The organism is Sinorhizobium sp. NG07B (assembly GCF_002532005.1).
GTDB classification, from domain to species: Bacteria; Pseudomonadota; Alphaproteobacteria; order Rhizobiales; family Rhizobiaceae; genus Sinorhizobium; species Sinorhizobium fredii_C.
Genome location: NZ_NWTD01000001.1, coordinates 1,255,098 through 1,275,484, shown reverse-complemented (window position 1 = coordinate 1,275,484; position 20,387 = coordinate 1,255,098). Strand labels below are relative to the sequence as shown.

The 20,387-nt window shown below is 62.1% G+C and carries 12 protein-coding genes and 1 tRNA gene; 6 read left to right on the top strand and 7 right to left on the bottom strand.

Annotated features, from left to right (window positions below):
• Positions 1-88 precede the first annotated feature (88 nt).
• Positions 89-164 (top strand) — tRNA-Lys (locus CO664_RS06085).
• A 167-nt stretch (positions 165-331) separates the two neighbouring features.
• On the opposite strand, the gene eutB is transcribed toward CO664_RS06085, so the two are convergent.
• The 6 genes from eutB to CO664_RS06055 all read right to left on the bottom strand — a co-directional run bounded on the left by eutB (position 332) and on the right by CO664_RS06055 (position 12,215).
• Positions 332-2,683: an ethanolamine ammonia-lyase subunit EutB gene (eutB, locus tag CO664_RS06080; RefSeq protein ID WP_097538167.1), complete on the bottom strand. Its 2,352-nt coding sequence runs from the start codon at positions 2,681-2,683 to the stop codon at positions 332-334.
• A 35-nt stretch (positions 2,684-2,718) separates the two neighbouring features.
• Positions 2,719-4,038 (bottom strand): glucoamylase family protein, encoded by a 1,320-nt coding sequence (locus CO664_RS06075; RefSeq protein WP_097538166.1) that lies wholly within the window; start codon positions 4,036-4,038, stop codon positions 2,719-2,721.
• A gap of 2 nt (positions 4,039-4,040) precedes the next feature.
• Complete coding sequence (locus tag CO664_RS06070; RefSeq protein WP_097538165.1) at positions 4,041-7,913, bottom strand: glycosyl transferase; 3,873 nt, start codon at positions 7,911-7,913, stop codon at positions 4,041-4,043.
• 43 nt (positions 7,914-7,956) lie between these two features.
• Positions 7,957-10,413 carry a phosphoketolase family protein gene (locus CO664_RS06065; RefSeq protein ID WP_176536501.1) on the bottom strand — a complete coding sequence of 819 codons (2,457 nt, stop codon included), beginning with the start codon at positions 10,411-10,413 and terminating at the stop codon, positions 7,957-7,959.
• A gap of 33 nt (positions 10,414-10,446) precedes the next feature.
• Positions 10,447-11,475, bottom strand: a complete 1,029-nt coding sequence (adhP, locus tag CO664_RS06060; RefSeq protein WP_037423488.1) for an alcohol dehydrogenase AdhP — start codon at positions 11,473-11,475, stop codon at positions 10,447-10,449.
• A gap of 68 nt (positions 11,476-11,543) precedes the next feature.
• Positions 11,544-12,215, bottom strand: coding sequence for a CBS domain-containing protein (locus tag CO664_RS06055; RefSeq protein ID WP_097538164.1), 672 nt, complete (start codon positions 12,213-12,215; stop codon positions 11,544-11,546).
• Between the two features lie 428 nt (positions 12,216-12,643).
• Here CO664_RS06055 and CO664_RS06050 point away from each other — a divergent pair, with 428 nt between their 5' ends.
• The 4 genes from CO664_RS06050 to fabI are packed head-to-tail and all read left to right on the top strand — an operon-like array spanning position 12,644 to position 17,826.
• Positions 12,644-14,854: a DUF3141 domain-containing protein gene (locus CO664_RS06050; protein ID WP_097538163.1), complete on the top strand. Its 2,211-nt coding sequence runs from the start codon at positions 12,644-12,646 to the stop codon at positions 14,852-14,854.
• Between the two features lie 22 nt (positions 14,855-14,876).
• Complete coding sequence (locus CO664_RS06045; protein ID WP_097525004.1) at positions 14,877-15,833, top strand: phosphate acetyltransferase; 957 nt, start codon at positions 14,877-14,879, stop codon at positions 15,831-15,833.
• 4 nt (positions 15,834-15,837) lie between these two features.
• Entirely contained in the window at positions 15,838-17,022 is a 1,185-nt protein-coding gene (locus tag CO664_RS06040) for an acetate kinase (RefSeq protein ID WP_097538162.1), read from the top strand.
• A gap of 18 nt (positions 17,023-17,040) precedes the next feature.
• Positions 17,041-17,826 (top strand): enoyl-ACP reductase FabI, encoded by a 786-nt coding sequence (gene fabI / locus CO664_RS06035; RefSeq protein ID WP_097538161.1) that lies wholly within the window; start codon positions 17,041-17,043, stop codon positions 17,824-17,826.
• Positions 17,827-17,934: 108 nt separating this feature from the next.
• On the opposite strand, the gene CO664_RS06030 is transcribed toward fabI, so the two are convergent.
• Positions 17,935-18,852 carry a PhzF family phenazine biosynthesis protein gene (locus CO664_RS06030; protein ID WP_037423426.1) on the bottom strand — a complete coding sequence of 306 codons (918 nt, stop codon included), beginning with the start codon at positions 18,850-18,852 and terminating at the stop codon, positions 17,935-17,937.
• Positions 18,853-19,180: 328 nt separating this feature from the next.
• On the opposite strand from CO664_RS06030, the gene CO664_RS06025 reads away from it, so the two are divergent.
• Positions 19,181-20,386 (top strand): MFS transporter, encoded by a 1,206-nt coding sequence (locus tag CO664_RS06025; RefSeq protein WP_097538160.1) that lies wholly within the window; start codon positions 19,181-19,183, stop codon positions 20,384-20,386.
• Position 20,387: the final 1 nt, after the last annotated feature.

Genomic DNA, 20,387 nt, shown 5'->3' with positions numbered 1-20,387 from the left:
TTTTGCCAAGAATTTTGCAGAGGGTGCTGGACAAGCCGGGCCAACGCCATTATACGCCCCACCAGATCGCTGCGACGCGGTCTTGGACGGGTGATTAGCTCAGTTGGTAGAGCAGCTGACTCTTAATCAGCGGGTCCACGGTTCGAGCCCGTGATCACCCACCAAAAACTTCTAAGAAACCAGAGCTTTACAGAAATCATAGCCGGAATATTCCTGGCTAATGCTCGCATTTGGCGAGGCCCGAAATCTGCATCTCTGGCACGCCGAATGCGTATCGACGAACGCCTTGCCGCCGAGCTGGCTTTCGCATCGACGTTAGCGCGATTTGGCATTACCCATAACGACGGCTGCCATTCACGTCCTTGCCGACGATCTCACGGATAATGGTCAGGGTTTCCCTGGCGGCTTCTTTTGGTGCCAAGGCCGTGTCTGCGACATTGCTCACCAGCTTCGTCATGTCATGGTCGATCTTCTTCTCGGACCATTGCTTGCCCTTGGCGACGGTGATGTAGACCGAGTAGGCGTGGTGCATGGTTCCGGGCCGCTCACCGATGATGTGAAGAATCCCCCTGAAGCTGTTGGGATCCGCATTTTCGAAAAGCACTTCACCAATCCGGTAGCCGGCCCGCACCCTTCCGCTGGTGACCATGATGTTCTTGTCGCCCATCGTGACACCCGCCTCGGCGAGCAACCGGCGCATTTCCTCGAGGTAAGGCGCGAGATGTCCTTCGTCCATGATGGCTTTGGCGTTCAGACCGTCCGAGATGACGATCTGGCCCTTGGGCATGCCGTCTCCCCACGCATCTCTTATTCTTTCGATCTCCGCGACTGCTTCGGGACCGAGCGTTTCACCTGTGTTCGGGTGGGCAATGTAATCGTTGCGGTCCTTGGACAGGGTGCGGACGGGCACGACGTCGGGTACGGCGGCGATAAATTCCGGCGTGAGCTCGGCCCATAGAGACTGCTTGGCGTCGTCGTAGAGGGCCTTCACCTTGGCCGCGAGCGTTGGATTGAGGTCCCAGATTTTCTCCCCGTGCCCCGTGGCCAGGTCGACACCTCTTGCTTCAACTTCTCGCATCTTCCGGCCGCCCTCGACGTAAATAGCATCCTTGGAACGCCCATCCCCTTTGGCGAGGCGATACTGGTAATACACCCAGAGGGGATCTCCATAATTCGCTGTGTAGCTGTTGTCTTCGCCAACGATCCCGATCCGTTTGTAGAAGTCCCACATCGCATCGTTGACCTTGAAGCCAAATCTTTCCCTGATCCGGACGTGATCCTGGAACGACGTGGTGAGATAGCTCAGCATCGGGTCGTTCTTGGTGGGCAGCGCAATCAGGTAGGCGGGATTGGCCGGCATGATCTGGTCCTGGCACCAATCCAGGTCTTCGAGGCTGACCGTCATGTGCAGGGTCGTACAGATATCCAGACCGATAGTAAGCCCATGGAGCTTGCCCATGACCATGTCTTCGAGGCAGCATCTCACCAGTTGTTCGCGGCTCTTGAAGACCTCCGGTCCAATGAAACCGGCAACATCGTTGACATGCAGCCATGCGCCGCTCGGCTGTACCTTTGCGAGTTCGAGGCCGACCGCTCTGCTGAAGCCGTATTTTCGCGACTCGAGCACCATCATGTCGACGCCGTTTGCTGCGCCATTGGTAAATTCCGAGCCCTGCCCGGTTTCGAAGTAGAGGCCGTATCTTTCTCCCTCCTTTGCGCGCGCATATTTCAGGATTTTCTCATTCGTGATGTCGAAAATCTTGTTGCAGTCATCCGTCCCAGCAAGGCTTTGGAACATCGTGGAGACTGTTCCCGGGAAACTGTCGCTGACTTCGGCCTGGACATCGATATGTGCGAGCACGCACCAAGGGATCACTTCGCCAAGCCCGAACGTATCGACGATATCCTTGAGCGCGCGTTGAACGGCGACGACGCTCGCGACCGTGCTGTCCACCGGGTTGGTACCGATGACGATGTCCCCGGTTGCATAGGAGAAGGCATCGAAAACCTGCCAGACGATGTCATCGGGGTGGTCTGTCGGAGAATTGGGCTGGATCCGGGCGCCCATGTACCCTTTGGCTCCCATCCTGGTGCCAGGCATTACGTTGAAGATCTTCTGGCTGAGCGAGACCAGTTCCTCGTTGCTCATCAGTTTCGGGACAAAGCCGATCGTGTCGCTGGTCAGGCCATTCATGATGCCTTTGATGTTCTCCTCTGGTTCGGCCAGAAGAAATTCCTTGAGTTGTCCCATGGTCCAGTCCTTGACCTTTTCGTACTGGGCCCGGTCCGTCGTCTGCCAGATCAATTTATGCAGATCATCCTCAAACAGCGGGCGCTGGTGGAGGTCATTGATTTTCGTGTTTGCCAGAAGGGCGCGCGCATTCCGTCGCGTCGTCTCATCTTCGGCCCCCACTTCAATAGCCTCATCTCCTTCCTTGAAGGCATTCGCGGCGCCTATCACCTGCTGGTAAGCCGTCTGGTCAAACCCGCCTTTAATCCTGCCGATATAGCCAAAGACGTCCTCGCCCTGCTTGACCTCCTCAATTGCAAAAACACCTTCGCCAAGCGCCGCTCTGGCGCTAGGGCGATAGCTCGCGAGCGTAGCGGCGGCAGTTCCCGCCATCACGAGGAGATCTCTTCTGGAAATCCCTTCATGCTGATCGAAGAGCAAGCCCTTGTTCATGGCTATTCCTTTCCGCCCATTGAGTTGCATCGACCTCATAGCCAGCCGCCCGAGAACCCGGCTCGCCTCAGTCCCACGACCAGCGGCTCGCAGCGACGCATGATGTTCCACAGCAATCCGGTTCTGTAGTTTTCGATCATCAGAACGACGGGACCTTGATCGATGCCGAAATGATAGGGGCTGACCCACCACCCGGTTTCGCTGTCTTCCACCGCATAGGTCTGGTTGAACGAGGGTTTGAATCCGTAAAGCCGCGTCATGCCGAGATTCATGCGCGCACAGTTCCAAACGGTCGGGATGACGATCTCTGGCGCAAATGGCAGCGAAGCGACGACTGCCCACGGGGATACGGTCCCGTCGTCCGGTCCATATGGCGCGCCGCGGGCGATGTAGTCGAAGAACTCCCTGTCGACGCCGTCGATGTTTCTCTTGGTCCAGCCAGGCCCGTCGCTGGCCGTGAACCCCCAGCAGTGCTCGCCATAGCCGACAAAGTTCAGGGGATTGCGGATGGCGTATTCCTGCTGGACAAAGGTCGCATGCCGGCTGTTCTGGAAATAGTCGCTGTTGTGCTCCCGCATGAATTCGTCGCGGATGCCGCGGAAGTCGATCCACATGTGCGAGAGCTGGTGGGTGAACAGCGGTCCCGAATAGAGCAGGTCCCGGCCATAAAGGTTCCGCCACTCGTAGCTCTCGGTGTAGGCGGCATAGGATTCCGGCGGCAGCGGATGAGCGGGTGAACCGAGGCCAAGGATGTAGAGGAGCAAGCCCTCGTCGTAGCCGCGCCACCGATAGGGAATGAACCCGTCCTCCGGCCTCCAGCCGTGGGTCAGCGTCAGGCCGTGATCGCAGGCCCAGTTCCAGTCGGCGCGTTCGTAGAGCGCGTTTGCCAGGCGGCGAATTTCGATTTCTTCATCCGCGTCTCCGTCAAAATAGGCGGCGACTGTCAGTGCACCGGCGAAAAGGAAGGCTGAATCGATCGTGGACAATTCGCACTCCCACACGCGCCTGCCGGTTTCGATATCAAGGAAATGATAGAAGAAGCCTTTATAGCCGGACGCGTCGGGATCAGGTCCCTGGGGGCATTCCAGAAGACATCTGAGCCGTCGGCGCGCTATCTTCGAGGCGAACTTGCGGATGATAATCCTCCGCTCCACGAGCACGGGGATTGTGGCAAGGGCCATGCCGATCGCGGCAATGCTGGCCGGAGCCTCGGCCTGCGTCTTGTCACGAACGAGCCCGTTGTCCGGGTTGGTGCAGTGCAGATAGTAGAGGAGCGTCGTGAACTGCAGCCGAGCGAGATCCTGATCGGTCGGCATGCGGTTCAGGTCGGGATCGGTCGACAGCAATTGCGACATGGCTAGCCGACCACCAAGTGGACGTCATGGTTTCGTCCGTCGTCCACGAGCGGAACGTACCGTTCAGCGAGGTCCTTGCCGTCAAGGGTCAGCGGGCGCGGCCTTCCGCCAGCTTCTGGTTCGCGGTTGATCCGTATCCGATAGGTGGCTGCGCCATACCGAAAGTCCACCTCGTACCCGGGCCACTGCGCCGGAATGCGCGGCTCGACGAAGAGATGGTCTCCCTCCCGGCGGAGGCCGAGAATAGCTTCAAGGCCGACCCGGTAGAGCCAGCCGGCCGATCCCGTATACCAGGTCCAGCCCCCGCGTCCGGTATGCGGAAAAGCACCATAGACGTCGGCGCTGACCACATAGGGTTCGACCATGTAATGCTCGGTTTCCTCGGGAGAAAGGGCATGGTTGATGGGATTGAGCAGGCTCCAGAGTTCAAACGCCCGATCTCCATCCCCCAGCAATGCAGTCGCCCACACAACCCAGGCGGCCGCATGGGTATATTGCCCGCCATTTTCTCGAATTCCCGGCACATAGCCTCTTATGTAACCCGGCTGCAGCGCCCCCTTGTCGAAGGGCGGATCGAAAAGCTGGATCAGCTTGTCGTCGGAACGAACGAGCCGCTCCCAGACTGCCCGCATTGCCCTGGAAGCCCGCTCGGCATCAGCGGCACCGGAGATCACCGCCCATGCCTGAGGGATGGCGTCGATCTGGCACTCGTCATTCAGGTGTGAGCCAAGGGGAGTACCGTCGTCGAAATAGGCACGCCGATACCAGTCGCCGTCCCAGGCCTCGGCCTCCAGGGCAGTGCGCAACGCCTCGGCGGACTCGCGGCACCACGCGGCGCGTTCTTCGTCTCCCATTGCCGACGCGATGGCGTCAAAAGAGTTGAGCACAGTCAGGAAGAACCAGGCGTTCCAGACGCTCTCGCCCTTGCCTTCGGCGCCCACCTTGTTCATGCCGTCGTTCCAGTCGCCCGTTCCCATAAGCGGAAGCCCATGGCTGCCGAGCCGGAAACCCCAATCCAGCGCGCGGCAGCAGTGCTCATATATGGTCCCGCTTTCCTCGCTCACCTGCGGAACGCCGAAGCTCTCCTCCTGATCGTCGGCTAGCAGCGGCGAGGTGATGAAAGGAACCCGCTCGCCCAGAAGCCCGTGGTCCCCTGTGACCGATACGTAGTGCTGGACGACGTAGGGCAGGAAATAGAGGTCATCGGTCATGCGCGTCCGCACCCCGACGCCCGACGGAGGATGCCACCAGTGTTGAACGTCCCCCTCGGTGAACTGACGCGCAGCGGCTCGAAGGATGTGGGCGCGCGCTTCATGGGGCGCGCAATGCACCAGGGCCGCCACATCCTGGAGTTGATCGCGAAATCCGTATGCGCCACCTGACTGATAGAAGCCCGTTCGAGCCCAGACGCGGCAACACAACACCTGATAAATCAGCCAGCGGTTCATCATGAGGTCAAAGGCGGTGTCGGGCGTTCGAACCGTAACGGAGCTCAGCAGCCGGTCCCATTGGCGAGTGACGATCGCCAGAGAGTTTCGGGCACTCTCTGGCGCGGCATATTCGCGAACCAGCCGGCGGACATCATCGAGGCTATCTGCTTGCCCGAGCACGAAAACCAGTTCGACGCTTTCGCCGGGTGGAACCGACGCCCCGACCATCAGCGCAGCGCAGGGGTCGATGGGGGATCCGACGCTGCCGCTGAGATTGGGACCCTCCAGTCCCGCCGGCAGAAATGCGGAGCCGTTGCTGCCGAGAAACTCACGCCGGTCGCAGGTAAACGACCGCAGCGGCGCGCTCGAGGCAACGAATGCCAGTTTTCCGGAGAAATCACTTTCCCAGACGTTCCGCGCAATAACGGCACCGGTATCGGTGTCAAACTCACATTCCACCCGACCGGAAGCGTTCTCACGCAGCGTACCGAGAACCCATTCGATGAAATAGGTGGCGGTAAGCGTGCGCGTTTCCGCTCCCTCGTTGCGTATGGCGAGGCGGACGATCTTGATCGGTTCCGACACCGGGACATGGACCGTCATTTCCTGGTGCAGCAGCCTGTCGGCGCTCTCGTAGAGGCTGTAACCCTGCCCATGTCTAACGGTGCTCGTCGAAGTATGCCCAAGAGGCAAGTGCGTCGGCGTCCAGAGCTCTCCGGTTCGCTCATCGCGCAGGTAGATGATCTCACTCGGGGGATCCGACACCGGATCGTTCGACCAGGGCGTGAGCCTGTTCAATTGGCTGTTGCCCGCCCAGCTGTAGCCAAGGCCGCTTTCGCTGGTCATGCAGCCACATGCGTGATTGGCTATGACGTTGCACCAGGGCGTCGGCGTCTCTGCGCCGTCGCCCATCGCGATCACATATTCGCGCCCATCCCGGGTGAATCCCCCGCGACCGTTCCAAAAAAGCAAGTCGGTCCGGGCTGCGCCGCCTTGTCTTACGGGAGCGTCACGGAAGTTCGGCTCGGTGTGCTTCGAAGCGGAGAGCTTGGCCGTCGACTTCGGCTCGAGCTGATCGGCAAGCGATCCTCGTCTGCAACAAAGGAGGACGCGCGCCGCGGCGGCGATGGCATCCGCTGCGGCACTCGAAATAGCGGACGCGGACAGGACGTGAACGCCTCCGGGGCCGCCAGGCGCCCTCTCCATTTGGCCCTTCGCCTTGTCGCTCAACTGCATCGCCTCGATCGCGCCGCTCTCGTCGAGCAGGACCAGGTCGAAGGAAAGCCCACGGTTGGTGATGAAGGCGTGAGCGTCGATAACCTCCTCGACGAGCGCGTTTGCATCCGTCTTGTCGATGCGCAGCAGCATTATAGGGAGATCGCCGGATATCCCCACCGACCACAGGTTCCCAGTGCTCAGCGGCTCTTGTCTTAGAGCGCCGCTATCTCGAAGATCGGAATCAAAGAATGCCAGGCTTCCTGCGAGTTGATTGCAGACGTCCACCTTTTCCGGGGAGAGCTTAGAGGACGCGAGTTCCGTGGCATAGGTTTCAAACGCATCTGACAGCGCCCGGCCAGCGGCATTGACGTCTGCAAACCGCTTTGCGATGGCTGCAACCGCCGCCTCGCTGTCAGCCGCGCCCGTCGCGAAGGCGATACGCTGCGTTTCAGAGGGTTTTAGAAGAACTCTCCTGCGTAGGCTGAAGATTGGGTCGAGCACGGGACCCGTCGTGGCTGACAGGCTCTTTCCACGTCCGAGTGCGCTGGGGTTCGATGGCGTCCGTCCGCGGCCAAGAAACCTGCGGCGGTCCGTCTCGTACTCGACCGCAGGCTGGTCATCCGCGCTCGCTGCGGAAACGTGCACCGCCCAGATCGGCTTCTCCGATGCGCTGCGTGGCCGGCGCCGGGCGAACAATGCGGAAGTTTGTTCGTCGAACCACGTTTCGACGAAGAGCTTGGCAAAGGCCGGATGCGCACTGTCGGCGCGTCGGCCATTCAGGCAGACTTCAGCATAGCTCGTCAGGTCAAGTTCTTTCGCCGTCGTGCCCCTGTTGAACAGCCGGAGCAGACGCACCTCGGCATCGCAATCCGTTGCGACGCAGACCTCCCACCAAATGTCGATGTCCCCGGCCGAACAGCGAAACTCCGCGCGGTCGCCGCGAAAGCTGCGCTCGTAAATGGCATCCGCCCGACAGATCGGCTGCCGGCCGATTGTCCACACCTTCCCGTCCTCAAGATCACGGATGTAGCAGAACTGGCCCCAGCAATCTCGCGTGCCATCCTCCCGCCAACGGGTGACATCGTGGCCGCACCAGGATGCAAATCCGGCACCGGACTCCGTAAGGAGCAGGCTGTATCGGCCGTTCGAAAGCAAGGCCGTGTCGGGGCGCGAGCCCACCGGATGCGCCGCAGCGACGTCTTCTTTCCTGTCAACCGACTGGGCCATCAGACCGATCCCTCAATCGATGCGGGCAGAGCTCCTGTCGCAGCTAGGCATTGTCGCCTTCCGTGGATGTCGCTCCCCGCACTTGCTCCATGCCCTTGACGCCCCATTGCCATCCGCTGATGGACGGCATGTCGTCGCCATACTTCTCGATATATTCCCGGTGCTCGATCAGCTTTGCCTGAATGGCTTGCTTGAAATAGGCAGCGCGTGCACCGAGCTGCGGCAGCCGATCGATGACGTCGCTGACGAGATGGAAGCGATCGAGCTCGTTGAGGACAACCATATCGAACGGCGTCGTCGTCGTGCCCTCTTCCTTGTAGCCGCGCACGTGAAGATTTCCATGGTTCGTCCGGCGATAGGTCAGCCGGTGGATGAGCCACGGATAGCCGTGGAAGGCGAAGATGATCGGCTTGTCCCTGGTGAAAAGGCCATCGAAATCCCGGTCAGACAGCCCGTGCGGGTGCTCCTCCGCCGGCTGCAGCTTCATCAGGTTGACGACATTGATGACCCGCACCTTCACCTCCGGCAGGTGCTCGCGCAGCAACTGGACCGCAGCCAAGGTCTCAAGCGTCGGGACGTCGCCGCAACAGGCCATGACGACATCGGGTTCGCCGTCTCTGTCGTTGCTCGCCCAGTCCCATATGCTGAGGCCCATGCTGCAATGCCGCACGGCTTGCTCCATGGTCAGCCATTGCGGAGCGGGCTGCTTGCCGGCGACGACGACGTTGATGTAGTTGCGGCTGCGCAGGCAATGGTCGGTCACGGAAAGAAGCGTATTGGCGTCCGGCGGCAGGTAGACGCGAATGACGTCGGCCTTCTTGTTGACGACGTGGTCGATGAACCCGGGATCCTGATGGCTGAACCCGTTGTGATCCTGCCGCCAGACATGGGAACTGAGGAAATAGTTCAGGGAGGCGACCGGCCTGCGCCACTGGATCTCGTTGCACACCTTCAGCCATTTGGCGTGCTGATTGAACATCGAATCTATGATGTGGATGAAGGCTTCATAGCAGGAGAAGAACCCATGGCGGCCCGTTAGCAGATAGCCTTCCAGCCAGCCCTGGCACTGGTGCTCGCTCAGGACCTCCATGATGCGGCCATCCGGCGACAGGTGGTCGTCCTCCGGAAGGATCTCGGCCATGTAGCAACGATCGGTGACCTCGAGCACGTCCTGCCATCGATTGGAGTTGTTTTCGTCCGGGCTGAACAGGCGGAAGTTCCGGCTGTCCATGTTGAGCTTCATCACGTCCCGCAAGAACTTGCCCATGAGGCGCGCGGCTTCCACCGTCGTTGCTCCGGGGCGCGGAACATCCACGGCATAGTCCCGGAAAGCCGGCATCTTGAGGTCGCGCAGCAGCAGCCCGCCATTGGCGTGGGGGTTGTCGCTCATTCGACGACGTCCGCTCGGTGCCAGCGCGACCAGTTCCGGCTTCAGCCGCCCCTCGTCATTGAAAAGCTCCTCCGGACAGTAGCTTTTCATCCATTGCTCGAGGACGAGGATATGCTCCGGCTTGTCCATCTCGCCCATCGGCACCTGGTGCGATCGCCAATAGTCCTCACACTTCTTGCCATCGATCTCTGAGGGGCAGGTCCAGCCTTTCGGCGTTCGAAAGACGATCATCGGCCATGCCGGGCGTTTCAGATTGCCGCTGGTGCGGGCGCCGTCCCAGATTTCGCGAATGTCGGCGACGGCTGTATCGAGCACGCCGGCCAATTGCTGGTGAACGTTACCCGGCTCATGGCCTTCGACGAAATAGGGCTTGTAACCCATGCCCTCGAAGAATTTCCGCAATTCATCATGAGGTATCCGGGCGAGAAAACACGGATTGGCGATCTTGTATCCGTTCAAGTGCAGGATCGGCAGCACACAGCCGTCGCGCGCCGGGTTCAGGAACTTGTTGCCTTGCCAACCGGTCGCGAGAGGTCCTGTCTCGGCCTCGCCATCGCCAACGACACAGGCGACGATCAGGTCGGGGTTGTCGAATGCCGCGCCATAGGCGTGGCTCAGCGCATATCCGAGCTCGCCGCCCTCGTGAATGCTGCCGGGGGTCTCCGGGGCGACATGGCTGGGAATGCCGCCGGGAAAGCTGAACTGCTTGAAGAGCCGCTGCATTCCCTCGGTGGTTTGGCCGATGTCCGGATAAAATTCGCTGTATGTCCCCTCCAGATAGGCATGCGCCACCAGCGACGGCCCACCATGCCCCGGACCGATGACGTAGATCATGTTGAGATCGTCGCGCTTGATGATCCGGTTGAGGTGCACGTAGAGCATGTTCAGGCCCGGCGACGTTCCCCAATGGCCGAGCAGACGTGGCTTTACGTGCTCGCGTTTCAACGGCTCTCGCAGCAGGGGGTTGTCGAGCAGGTAGATCTGGCCGACCGAGAGGTAGTTCGAAGCCCGCCAGTAGGCGTCCATCAGGCGAAGCTCCTCCGATGACAGCGCGGTCGCTGCCTGTGACTTGCCTGATGCTGTTTCGTTCATCACTGCCGTTTCAGCCATCTGAGCCTCCCCATCCAAATCCGTCATGCAAGGCTATTGCAGTCTCATGACTATGCGGCCGTCGATCTTGCCTGCTTCCATGCGATGGAAGATGTCGTTGATGTTCTCCAGGTTTTCCCAGGAGTAATGCGGCGTCACCTTGCCCTCCGCCGCGAAGAGGAGCGATTCTTCCAGGTCCTGGCGGGTGCCGACGATCGATCCGCGCACGGTTATGCGCTTCAGGACTGTTTCGAACACAGGCAGGGAAACCATCCCGGGCGGAAGGCCGACAAGGACCATCGTGCCCTTCGAGCGCATGAATCCGAAGGCCTGTTCCATCGCGGCGGGCGAGACCGCGGTCACGAGCGCTCCATGAACGCCGCCGTTGGTGGCCTTTGCTACCTGCTCAATGGCATCGGCTGCCTTGCCGTTGACCGTGATGTCGGCGCCGAGTTGCCTCGCCAGGGCCAGTTTGTCCTCGAATATGTCGGCGGCTACGACGTGCATGCCCATCGCCTTGGCATATTGCACCGCCATGTGGCCCAGACCGCCGACACCCGAAATGGCCACCCATTCACCCGGACGGACTTCCGTTTCCTTCAGCCCCTTGTAAACGGTCACCCCCGCACAGAGAACGGGGGCAGCGGCTCCGAATTCCAACCCATCCGGAAGGCTGCCGACGAAGTCGGGGTCCGCCAGCCCGAATTCCGCGAATGTGCCATTCACCGAGTACCCGGTGTTCGACTGTGACGCGCACAAGGTTTCCCAACCGGTCCGGCAATAGGGGCAATAGCCGCAGGCGGTGTGGAGCCAGGGCACGCCAACCCGGTCACCCTCCTTTACTCTTTTCACGCCGGCGCCCGCAGCAGCGACGAAGCCGACACCCTCATGCCCCGGAATGAAGGGCGGGCTTGGCTTTACCGGCCAATCGCCGTTCGCCGCGTGCAGGTCGGTGTGACACACGCCGGTTGCTTCATATTTCACGAGTATCTGCCCCGATCGAGGAGCTGGGACCTCCACGTCCTCGATCGTGAGCGGGGTGCGGAACTGCCGAACGACAGCCGCCTTCATCATCTGTGCCATTTCCATTCCCCTTCATCTCGCATGAGTACAGAGACGCTTCGCGGGGTCGGTATGATCAGGCGGGCAAGCTATTGAGTATAAGGATCTGGGAAATGCTCCACCACGCCCCGAACGCCGTGAACGCTCTCAGCCAGGACGTGCGCGGCCTTCCGGCAAGCGGCTGGCTCGACCTCGCCCCAAAAGTGCACGATCCCCTCGGTCACCGTGACCGTCACATCCAATCCTTCCAGGCCGGTGTTCTCGCCGAGGCGAACAAGGATGCTGCGTCGAATGGCGTCATCGCCGGCTGCTGTTTCGTCCTGCTTTGCCGCAAAAATCGCCTCCAACAGGTCGGCGCGGCTGACGATGCCGACCAGTTCTCCATTCCGCATGACGGGGATGCGCTTGATGGCGCGTTCCTGCATGAGCCTTGCGACACGCGCAAGGGGCGCATCTTCGTTGATGGTCACGGGATCGGCTGTCATGACGTCGCCGACTCTCCACGAGCACCGCCTCATAAAGGCGTTGGCTCTGTCATCGGGGGCAAGGCTCATGTCGGCCATCAAGGCGGATGCTTCACTGCAGAGTTCCGTCCGACGGATCAGGTCGCCTTCGCTGATGACGCCGAGCAAGTGCCCTTCGTCGTCAACGACGGGAATGCCGCTAACGTGATGCTCGAACATCAGCTTGGCTGCCTGTCTGACGCTGTTGTCAGGCGACAGTTTGACGACCTTTGTCGTCATCACATCCTTGACAAGCATATCGATCCAACTCCGGTAAGAATCCCTTCCGTCATTCCCCGCCTGAACCCGACTCCCTCCGTTCCTGCGCTCCCATTCGACAAATCCGGCATGAAGCGAACTGCCGCGGAAAGATGCCGCTCGAAAGGAACGATAGGCCAAAAAAGACGGGCCGGCATTGACCGCAATCAATAACGACACTCGGCTCCGGCGAATCGGGACGCTCTCGCCGTGCCGATTCCGTCATATTGCCGCATTGCGGGCGCTTCTCGACAGCGTCGCAGCGGGATCGCATAGTATGATGCCGCAGTGCAGTTCATCGCGCTCGGCGCCCCGGAAACGCACCGGTCCGCCTGGATTTGACGGAGATCAATGCTCGAAAAGCAGTGTTGCTGTATGTGCGTTCAGAGACTGGGACCGCCCTCCGTTCAAGCCGAGGAGTAGACCGAATGGCTCAGCCGACCATCCCGTCCTTTGCAGACGCATTCGCCTATTCGTTCGATGCCTGGCAGCGTTCCATCCTGTTTCTCGATGTCATGCGCCAGCGTGGTGAACAGTACGAGGAACATGCTGCGCAAACCGCTCCGCACGTGCTGAGCTACGACGCGGAACTTGTCCTCGACGGCCGGACGCTTGATAGGCCGGTCAACTACGCACTCGTCCGTATAATCCCGCCCGAAGGCATTCCCGAAGACATCGTCCTCGACCCGCTGAAGCGTCCGTTCGTCGTCGTCGACCCGCGCGCCGGCCACGGGCCCGGCATCGGCGGGTTCAAGGCCGACAGCGAGATCGGCGTGGCGATGAAGGCCGGCCACCCCTGCTATTTCATCGGCTTCCTTCCCGAACCGGTCCCCGGCCAGACGATCGAGGACATCGCCCGCGCCGAAGCGGTTTTCCTCGAGACGGTCATTGCCCGCCATCCGAACGCCGACGGCAAGCCTTGCGTGATCGGCAACTGCCAGGCCGGCTGGGCGGTGATGATCCTCGCATCCCTGCGCCCGGAACTGTTCGGTCCGATCATCATTGCGGGTACGCCGCTTTCCTATTGGGCCGGCGTCAGGGGGCAGTATCCGATGCGCTATTCGGGTGGACTGCTTGGCGGCAGTTGGCTGACGGCGCTCACCGGCGATCTCGGCGGCGGCCTGTTCGACGGCGCCTGGCTCGTCCAGAATTTCGAGAACCAGAATCCCGCCAATACCCTCTGGAGCAAGCAGTACAATCTCTACTCGAAAATAGACACGGAGCCCGAGCGCTACCTCGGCTTCGAGCGTTGGTGGGGTGGCCATGTGACGCTGAATGCCGAGGAGATGCAGTTCATCGTCGATGAACTCTTCGTCGGCAACAAGCTCGCCGCGGGCGAAATCCGCACCTCCGACGGCACCGCCATCGACTTGCGCAACATCCGCTCGCCCATCGTCGTCTTCTGCTCGAAAGGCGACAACATCACGCCGCCACAGCAGGCGCTCGATTGGATCCTCGATCTTTACGACAGCGTCGACGAGATCCGTGCCTACGGCCAGACAATCGTCTACGCCGTGCACGACAAGATCGGCCACCTCGGCATCTTTGTCTCGGCCGGGGTCGCCCGGAAGGAACACGACGAGTTCGCGTCCAACATCGATCTGATCGACGTGCTGCCGCCCGGCCTCTACGAGGCAGTCCTTGAGCCGGCGAGCGAGGTCGCCGAGGGCCGGGCCTTGGTTGCCGGAGAATGGGTGATGCGTTGCGAAGCGCGAACGCTGGACGATATCCGTGCCCTCGGTGGAAATGACATCGAAGACGAACATCGCTTTGCCGCGGCGGCGAAGCTCTCGGAGGTCAATCTCGCCCTCTACCGCACCTTCCTGCAGCCCGCGGTCCGAGCCATGGTCACGCCGACCTTTGCCGAGGCGATGCGCCGCACGCATCCGCTACGCCTGCAATACGAGCTCTTCGGGCCGAGCAATCCCTTCATGGCCTGGATCCAGGCGGCCGCGGAGCATGCCCGCGAAAACCGCAAGCCGGCGGTCGCCGAGAACCCGTTCCTCGCCCTGCAGGAAAACATGTCGCAACAGATCGTCAGTGGTCTTGAGGCTTGGCGAAGGACGGTAGAGCAACTTTCGGAGGAGACCTTCCGCGCCATCTACGGCTCCCCGGTCCTGCAGACCGCGCTCGGCATCGACAGCACATCCGATCGCCCGCGCAGGCCGGCGAAGAGCCCTCTGCACCAGGAACTTGTCAAAACCCGGATCGCTTCGCTCAGAGCCGAGATCGCCGAGGGCGGGCTGCGCGAGGCCCTTGCCAGGGCCCTGCTGTTCGTCGGGAAAGCGCGCGACGGCGCCGACGAGCGCGGCTTCGAGGCAATCCGCCGGTTGCGCCGCGCCCACCCGACAGCAAGCCAGTTGACGCTTCCGCAGTTCAAGGCGCTGTTGCGCAAGCAGTACTTCATCTTGCTGATCGACGAGGAAGCGGCACTCGCAGCGATCCCCAAATTGCTCCCGGAAGACCTCGATGAACGCCACTCCGCCTTCAATGTCCTGCGTGAGGTGCTGGAGGCATCCGCAGCCATTGCCGGGGCAGCCGCAGAGCGTATGGAACGCGTCGAGAGGCTTTTTGGCCTCGGCAGCGAAACGGTGCCGTTCGCGGCGCGCAAGAGCGCACGCGAGCGTAAGACGTCCTGATCGACCATTTGGAGGTTTCGAAGTGTCCGAGGTCACTGCACTGACGGCCGAGCCGTCCAAGTACGACCGCCTGATCGCAGCCGCACAGGCCGAAACGTCGGCGGTGACGATTGTCGTTCATCCCTGCGACGAGACTTCGCTGCGCGGTGCGCTTCAAGCGGCGGAAACGGGGCTCATCAAACCTGTTCTCGTGGGGCCGGAAGTGAAGATCCGTTCTGTGGCGGCCGAGCATGGGCTCGAAATCGGCGGCTGGGAAATCGTCGATGCGCCGCACAGCCATGCCGCCGCCGCCAAGTCGGTTGCGCTCGTTCGCGAGGGCAAGGGCGAACTTCTGATGAAGGGCAGCCTGCATACCGACGAGCTGATGCATGAGGTCGCCGCCTCCGCCACCGGCCTCAGGACCGATCGGCGGATCAGTCACGTCTTCGTCATGGACGTCCCCGGTCATCCAGAGACGCTGTTCATCACCGACGCAGCGATCAATATCTTCCCGGACCTCGAAGCCAAGCGCGACATCGTTCAGAACGCGATCGATCTCTGGGTGACGATCGGCCTCGGCGAGCCGCGGGTCGCGATCGTTTCGGCGGTGGAGACGGTCACCGCCAAGATCCCATCGACGATCGAAGCGGCGGCGCTCTGCAAGATGGCCGAGCGCGGCCAGATCACCGGCGGCCTGCTCGACGGGCCGCTCGCCTTCGACAACGCAATCGATCCCGAAGCGGCCCGCATCAAGGGCATCAGGTCGCCGGTTGCCGGCCACGCCCAGATCATCGTCGTGCCGGATCTGGAGGCCGGCAACATGCTCGCAAAGAACCTGACCTTCCTTTCCCATGCGGATGCAGCCGGCATCGTCCTCGGCGCCCGCGTGCCGATCGTGCTGACGTCGCGGGCGGATTCGATCAGAACCCGCCTCGCTTCCTGCGCCGTCGCCGCGCTTTTCGCGGCCCGGCGGCGTGCAGCACAAGTCGCGGCGGTCTAGCGCCATGGACGCGATCCTCGTCGTCAATGCCGGTTCATCGAGCCTGAAGTTCCAGGTCTTCAGCGTCGGCGGGGCGAGCCTGACGCGGCAGGTGCGCGGCCAGATCGGCGGCATCGGCTCGCGACCGCGCCTCTATGCCAAAGGCGCCGATGGGGCAATCCTGATCGATCAGAACTACCCCGCGGAGGCCGTTCGCGACCTTCCGGCCGCCATCGCGTCCGCACGCGAATGGCTGCTGACGCTTGAGGGTGTCGAACTTTGCGCAATCGGCCATCGCGTCGTCCATGGCGGCCCCGACTACGCGCAGCCCGTACTGATCGACGCGACAGTGCTCGACCGCCTTGCCAGCTATCAGAATTTGGCGCCGCTGCACCAGCCCAACAATCTCGCGCCCATTCGGCTTGCCATGGAGATTAACCCGGACGTGCCACAGGTCGCCTGTTTCGATACGGCCTTCCACCGCGGGCACCCAAAGGATGCCGATTGTTACGCGTTGCCACGGGCGTTTTACGACCAGGGCGTGCGGCGTTACGGCTTCCATGGCCTTTCCTACGAATACGTCGCCGAGCGGATGCGCGAAATCGCGCCGGACGCAGCGCGCGGCAAAGTCATCGTCGCGCATCTCGGCAGCGGCGCTTCGATGTGCGCGCTACGCGACGGCCACAGCATCGAGAGTACGATGGGCTTCACTGCCCTCGACGGATTGCCGATGGGAACACGTCCAGGCCAACTCGACCCGGGCGTCGTGCTCTACCTCATCTCGCAAAAGGGCATGAGTGCCGAGGCCGTGTCTGACCTCCTCTATCACGATGCCGGCCTAAAAGGTCTTTCCGGCATTTCGAACGACATGCGCGAACTTCTGGAGAGCGACGACAAGCGCGCCTCCTTCGCGATCGACCATTTCGTGCACCGCTGCAGCCTCAGCGCCGGCATGCTCGCCGCGGCGCTCGGCGGTGTCGATGCTTTCGTCTTCACAGCGGGTGTCGGGGAGAACTCGGCGCCGATCCGCGCACGGATCGCCGAGCGCCTCGCCTGGCTTGGCGCCGAACTCGAGCCAGCCGCAAACGAGGGGGGCGCCGCGCTGATATCGACTGCTGCGAGCCGCGTCGCGCTTCATGTCATTCCGACCGACGAGGAACTGATGATCGCACGCCACACGCTCGCGCTGATCAGTGCCCCCAACGCCTGATCCCGGAGGAAAGCCGAGATGTCCATTCCCGCCGTAAAGGCCAAGCTTCTCGAAGGCCGCAAGGGCCTCATCGTCGGCATCGCCAACGACCGCTCGATTGCCTGGGGCTGTGCGCGCGCATTCCATGCGTTCGGGGCGGAAGTCGCGGTGACCTATCTTAACGACAAAGCCAGGCCCCATGTGGAGCCCCTGGCGCGCGAGCTCGACGCGCCGCTCTTTCTGCCGCTGGACGTCGCCGTGCCCGGCCAGATCGAGGCTGTCTTCGAACGCATCGCGGAGACCTGGGGAGAGCTCGACTTCCTCGTCCACTCGATCGCCTTTTCGCCGAAGGATGCGCTCGGCGGGCGGGTGACCGACGTCCCCCGCGAGGGCTTCCTGACGACAATGGAGATCTCCTGCTGGTCCTTCATCCGCATGGCGCATCTGGCCGAACCGCTGATGAAGCGCGGCGGAACGCTCTTCACCATGACCTATCACGGCTCGCAGGTGGTGGTGGAGAACTACAACATCATGGGCGTCGCCAAGGCCGCACTCGAAAGCGCCGTGCGGTACATTGCTGCGGAGCTCGGCCCCAAAGGCATCCGCGTGCACGCGATCTCTCCCGGCGCCCTTGCCACCCGTGCCGCCTCCGGCATTCCCGAGTTCGATACGCTTCTGGAGAAGACGAAAGTGAAATCGCCGACGCGCGAACTGGTCGACATCGACGACGTCGGCGTCGCGACGGCCTTTCTTGCGCACGACGCCGCGCGGCTCATTACGGGTCAGGTGCTCTACGTCGACGGCGGCTACCACATCATCGATTGAAGAGCGGCAATCGGGTTGTCTGCGACATTGAACGAGGCGAGCCGGTCCCTGCTCGAAGCGAAAGGAACGCTTCCCGCTTCCTGCTGACGCAAAAAGCCCCCAATCCGCCTAAACCGTCAGGTCGCCCTCGGCCATCTTCACCGCGTGGCCGCCGATGCGGGCGGTTGCAATCTTGCCGCCGGCAATGTCGAGGTGCAGGTGGATGAAGGAAGGGCGCGCCATCTCGACCCCTTGCTCCACCAGGATGGCGTGATGCCCGTCGACGAGTTCGTCGAAGAGGTGAATCGCGCCGGATAGCGCCGCCACGGCCGCGCCGGTTGCCGGGTCTTCGGCGATTCCCATCTCCGGGGCAAACATGCGGGCGTGGAAGCGGGCCATGTGGTTGATCCCGCCGCGGCAGTAGAGATAGGCGGCGGCGAGCCGCCCTTCCGCCAGCGGTGCCAGTCGCTCCCAGCGCTGCGGGTCGAACTCCACAGCCGCCACGGCAGCGATATCGTGCAACGGCACCATGACGAAGGGAACGCCGGCACTCCAGAAGGAAATGACATGGTTCTCGAAGCCGATCTGCGTCGCCTTGAGGCTCAGCGCATCGGCAATCGCCTGCTTGTCGAAGCGCGCGTCCAGCCGGCTCGGCTTGCGCGGCAGGTCGAACTCGGCGAAGGTCGCGGCTCCGGGCCGCAGCCGCACCGCCGTCCGCACCGGCCCGACCTTCTGTTCCAATATCTGCATGAGATCGAGCGGCTTCTCAGTATCGCCGTAGAGCGCCTCTGCTATTGCCACGGCCGCGCCGACGGTCGGATGGCCGGCGAAGGGCAGTTCGTGCCAGGGCGTGTAGATCCTGAGCTGCACCGCATGCGTTGCGCTCCCCCGCCGCTGAATGAACACCGTCTCCGAAAGATTGAATTCCTGGGCGATCGACTGCATCGCCGCGTCGCTCAGGTCTTCGGCATCGAACACCACCGCAAGCGGATTGCCCTCGAGACGCTTCTCGGTGAAAACGTCGTAGATCGCGTAGCGTCGTCCCATGCATCCCCCCGTCGCCGGCACGTTACCCGATGCCCTTAGTCCGAGATCCGGACTGGCAGGAAGCTTGCAACGCCCTCGTCCGCGCGGCAAGGCGAAATTTCCTCGGATGGCCATGACTTTCCGACGCGAGATGCGGCCGCTTTGCGGACACGTCGTCGATCGGAAATCATCAACTCGATAGCACCTGTTAATTTAAACACCCTTTGTCGCGAGGACGACCTTTCTGCCGTTCACGACAACCGTTATGAGACGTTGCTGCAAGCCCTCCCGAACGGGAACGCCAGAAGCGGCATACACGGATGCTGGCAGGAAAGGACGCGGCGGGAACATGACAAGCGAAGTTATGTCACGCAGAACTATTCCGGCCGGCGTGTGGGCCCTCGGCTTCGTCTCGATGTTCATGGACATCTCCTCGGAGATGATCCACGCGCTGTTGCCCCTCTACATGGTCACCGTGCTCGGCACATCGACGCTCGTGGTCGGACTTATCGAGGGCATAGCCGAGGCGACGGCCTCGATCACCAAGGTTTTCTCAGGCGCACTCAGCGATTGGCTGGGAAAGCGCAAGTTCCTGGCCGTTCTCGGCTATGGCCTGGCGGCGCTCACCAAACCGATCTTTCCGCTCGCCACCTCCGTGGAATGGCTGGTGGGGGCGCGTTTCATCGATCGCGTCGGCAAAGGCATCCGCGGGGCGCCGCGCGACGCGCTCGTCGCCGACCTCGCCCCACCGCACCTGCGTGGCGCCAGCTTCGGCCTGCGCCAGTCGCTCGATACGGTCGGCGCATTCACCGGCCCCCTCCTCGCCATCGGCCTGATGTGGCTGACGGCGGATCACTTTCAGGCCGTGTTCTGGTTCGCGGTGATTCCCGCCTTTTTTTCCGTTGGGGTGCTTGTCGTTTGGGTTAAAGAGCCAGAGCGACCGAAGGAATTGCGCCGGGTGCGCATGCCGCTGCGCCGTGATGAACTCAGTCGGCTCGGATCGGCCTATTGGTGGGTCGTGGCCGTCGCCGCGGTCTTCACGCTGGCCCGCTTCAGCGAGGCCTTCCTCATCCTGCGCGCCCAGTCGATCGGCCTGTCTCCGGCGCTGGCGCCGGTCGTCCTCGTGATCATGAGCTTCGCCTACGCGCTCTCGGCCTATCCTGCCGGCGTGCTCTCCGACCGTCTGAACCGCTTGCCCCTTCTCGTGCTCGGCCTTGTCCTCCTAGTCTTGGCCGACCTGGTCCTCGCCTTCACGACGGGTATCGTAACGCTCGGCATTGGCGTCGCGCTTTGGGGGCTGCATATGGGCCTCACGCAAGGATTGCTGGCGACCTTGATCGCCGACGCGGCGCCGGCGGAACTGCGTGGCACCGCCTTCGGCATGTTCAACTTGGTGACTGGCATCGCCCTGCTGCTTGCCAGCATCATCGCCGGCGCTCTCTGGGACATCGCCGGGCCGCAGGCAACCTTCGTCGCCGGTGCTGCCTTCACTCTCTTGACTATTTTGGGGCTGGTTCCGGTCAGCTCCCGGCTCCCCCGGCGTGACAGAGCATGAG

What these genes read in the sequence shown, in the direction of transcription:
- fabI (WP_097538161.1), top strand. Translation starts at nt 17,041, where the DNA reads ATGTCCATTCCCGCCGTAAAGGCCAAGCTTCTCGAAGGCCGCAAGGGC.
- CO664_RS06050 (WP_097538163.1), top strand. Translation starts at nt 12,644, where the DNA reads ATGGCTCAGCCGACCATCCCGTCCTTTGCAGACGCATTCGCCTATTCG.
- CO664_RS06075 (WP_097538166.1), bottom strand. Translation starts at nt 4,038, where the DNA reads ATGTCGCAATTGCTGTCGACCGATCCCGACCTGAACCGCATGCCGACC.
- adhP (WP_037423488.1), bottom strand. Translation starts at nt 11,475, where the DNA reads ATGGCACAGATGATGAAGGCGGCTGTCGTTCGGCAGTTCCGCACCCCG.
- CO664_RS06040 (WP_097538162.1), top strand. Translation starts at nt 15,838, where the DNA reads ATGGACGCGATCCTCGTCGTCAATGCCGGTTCATCGAGCCTGAAGTTC.
- CO664_RS06025 (WP_097538160.1), top strand. Translation starts at nt 19,181, where the DNA reads ATGACAAGCGAAGTTATGTCACGCAGAACTATTCCGGCCGGCGTGTGG.
- eutB (WP_097538167.1), bottom strand. Translation starts at nt 2,683, where the DNA reads ATGAACAAGGGCTTGCTCTTCGATCAGCATGAAGGGATTTCCAGAAGA.
- CO664_RS06030 (WP_037423426.1), bottom strand. Translation starts at nt 18,852, where the DNA reads ATGGGACGACGCTACGCGATCTACGACGTTTTCACCGAGAAGCGTCTC.
- CO664_RS06055 (WP_097538164.1), bottom strand. Translation starts at nt 12,215, where the DNA reads ATGCTTGTCAAGGATGTGATGACGACAAAGGTCGTCAAACTGTCGCCT.
- CO664_RS06065 (WP_176536501.1), bottom strand. Translation starts at nt 10,413, where the DNA reads ATGGCTGAAACGGCAGTGATGAACGAAACAGCATCAGGCAAGTCACAG.
- CO664_RS06070 (WP_097538165.1), bottom strand. Translation starts at nt 7,913, where the DNA reads ATGGCCCAGTCGGTTGACAGGAAAGAAGACGTCGCTGCGGCGCATCCG.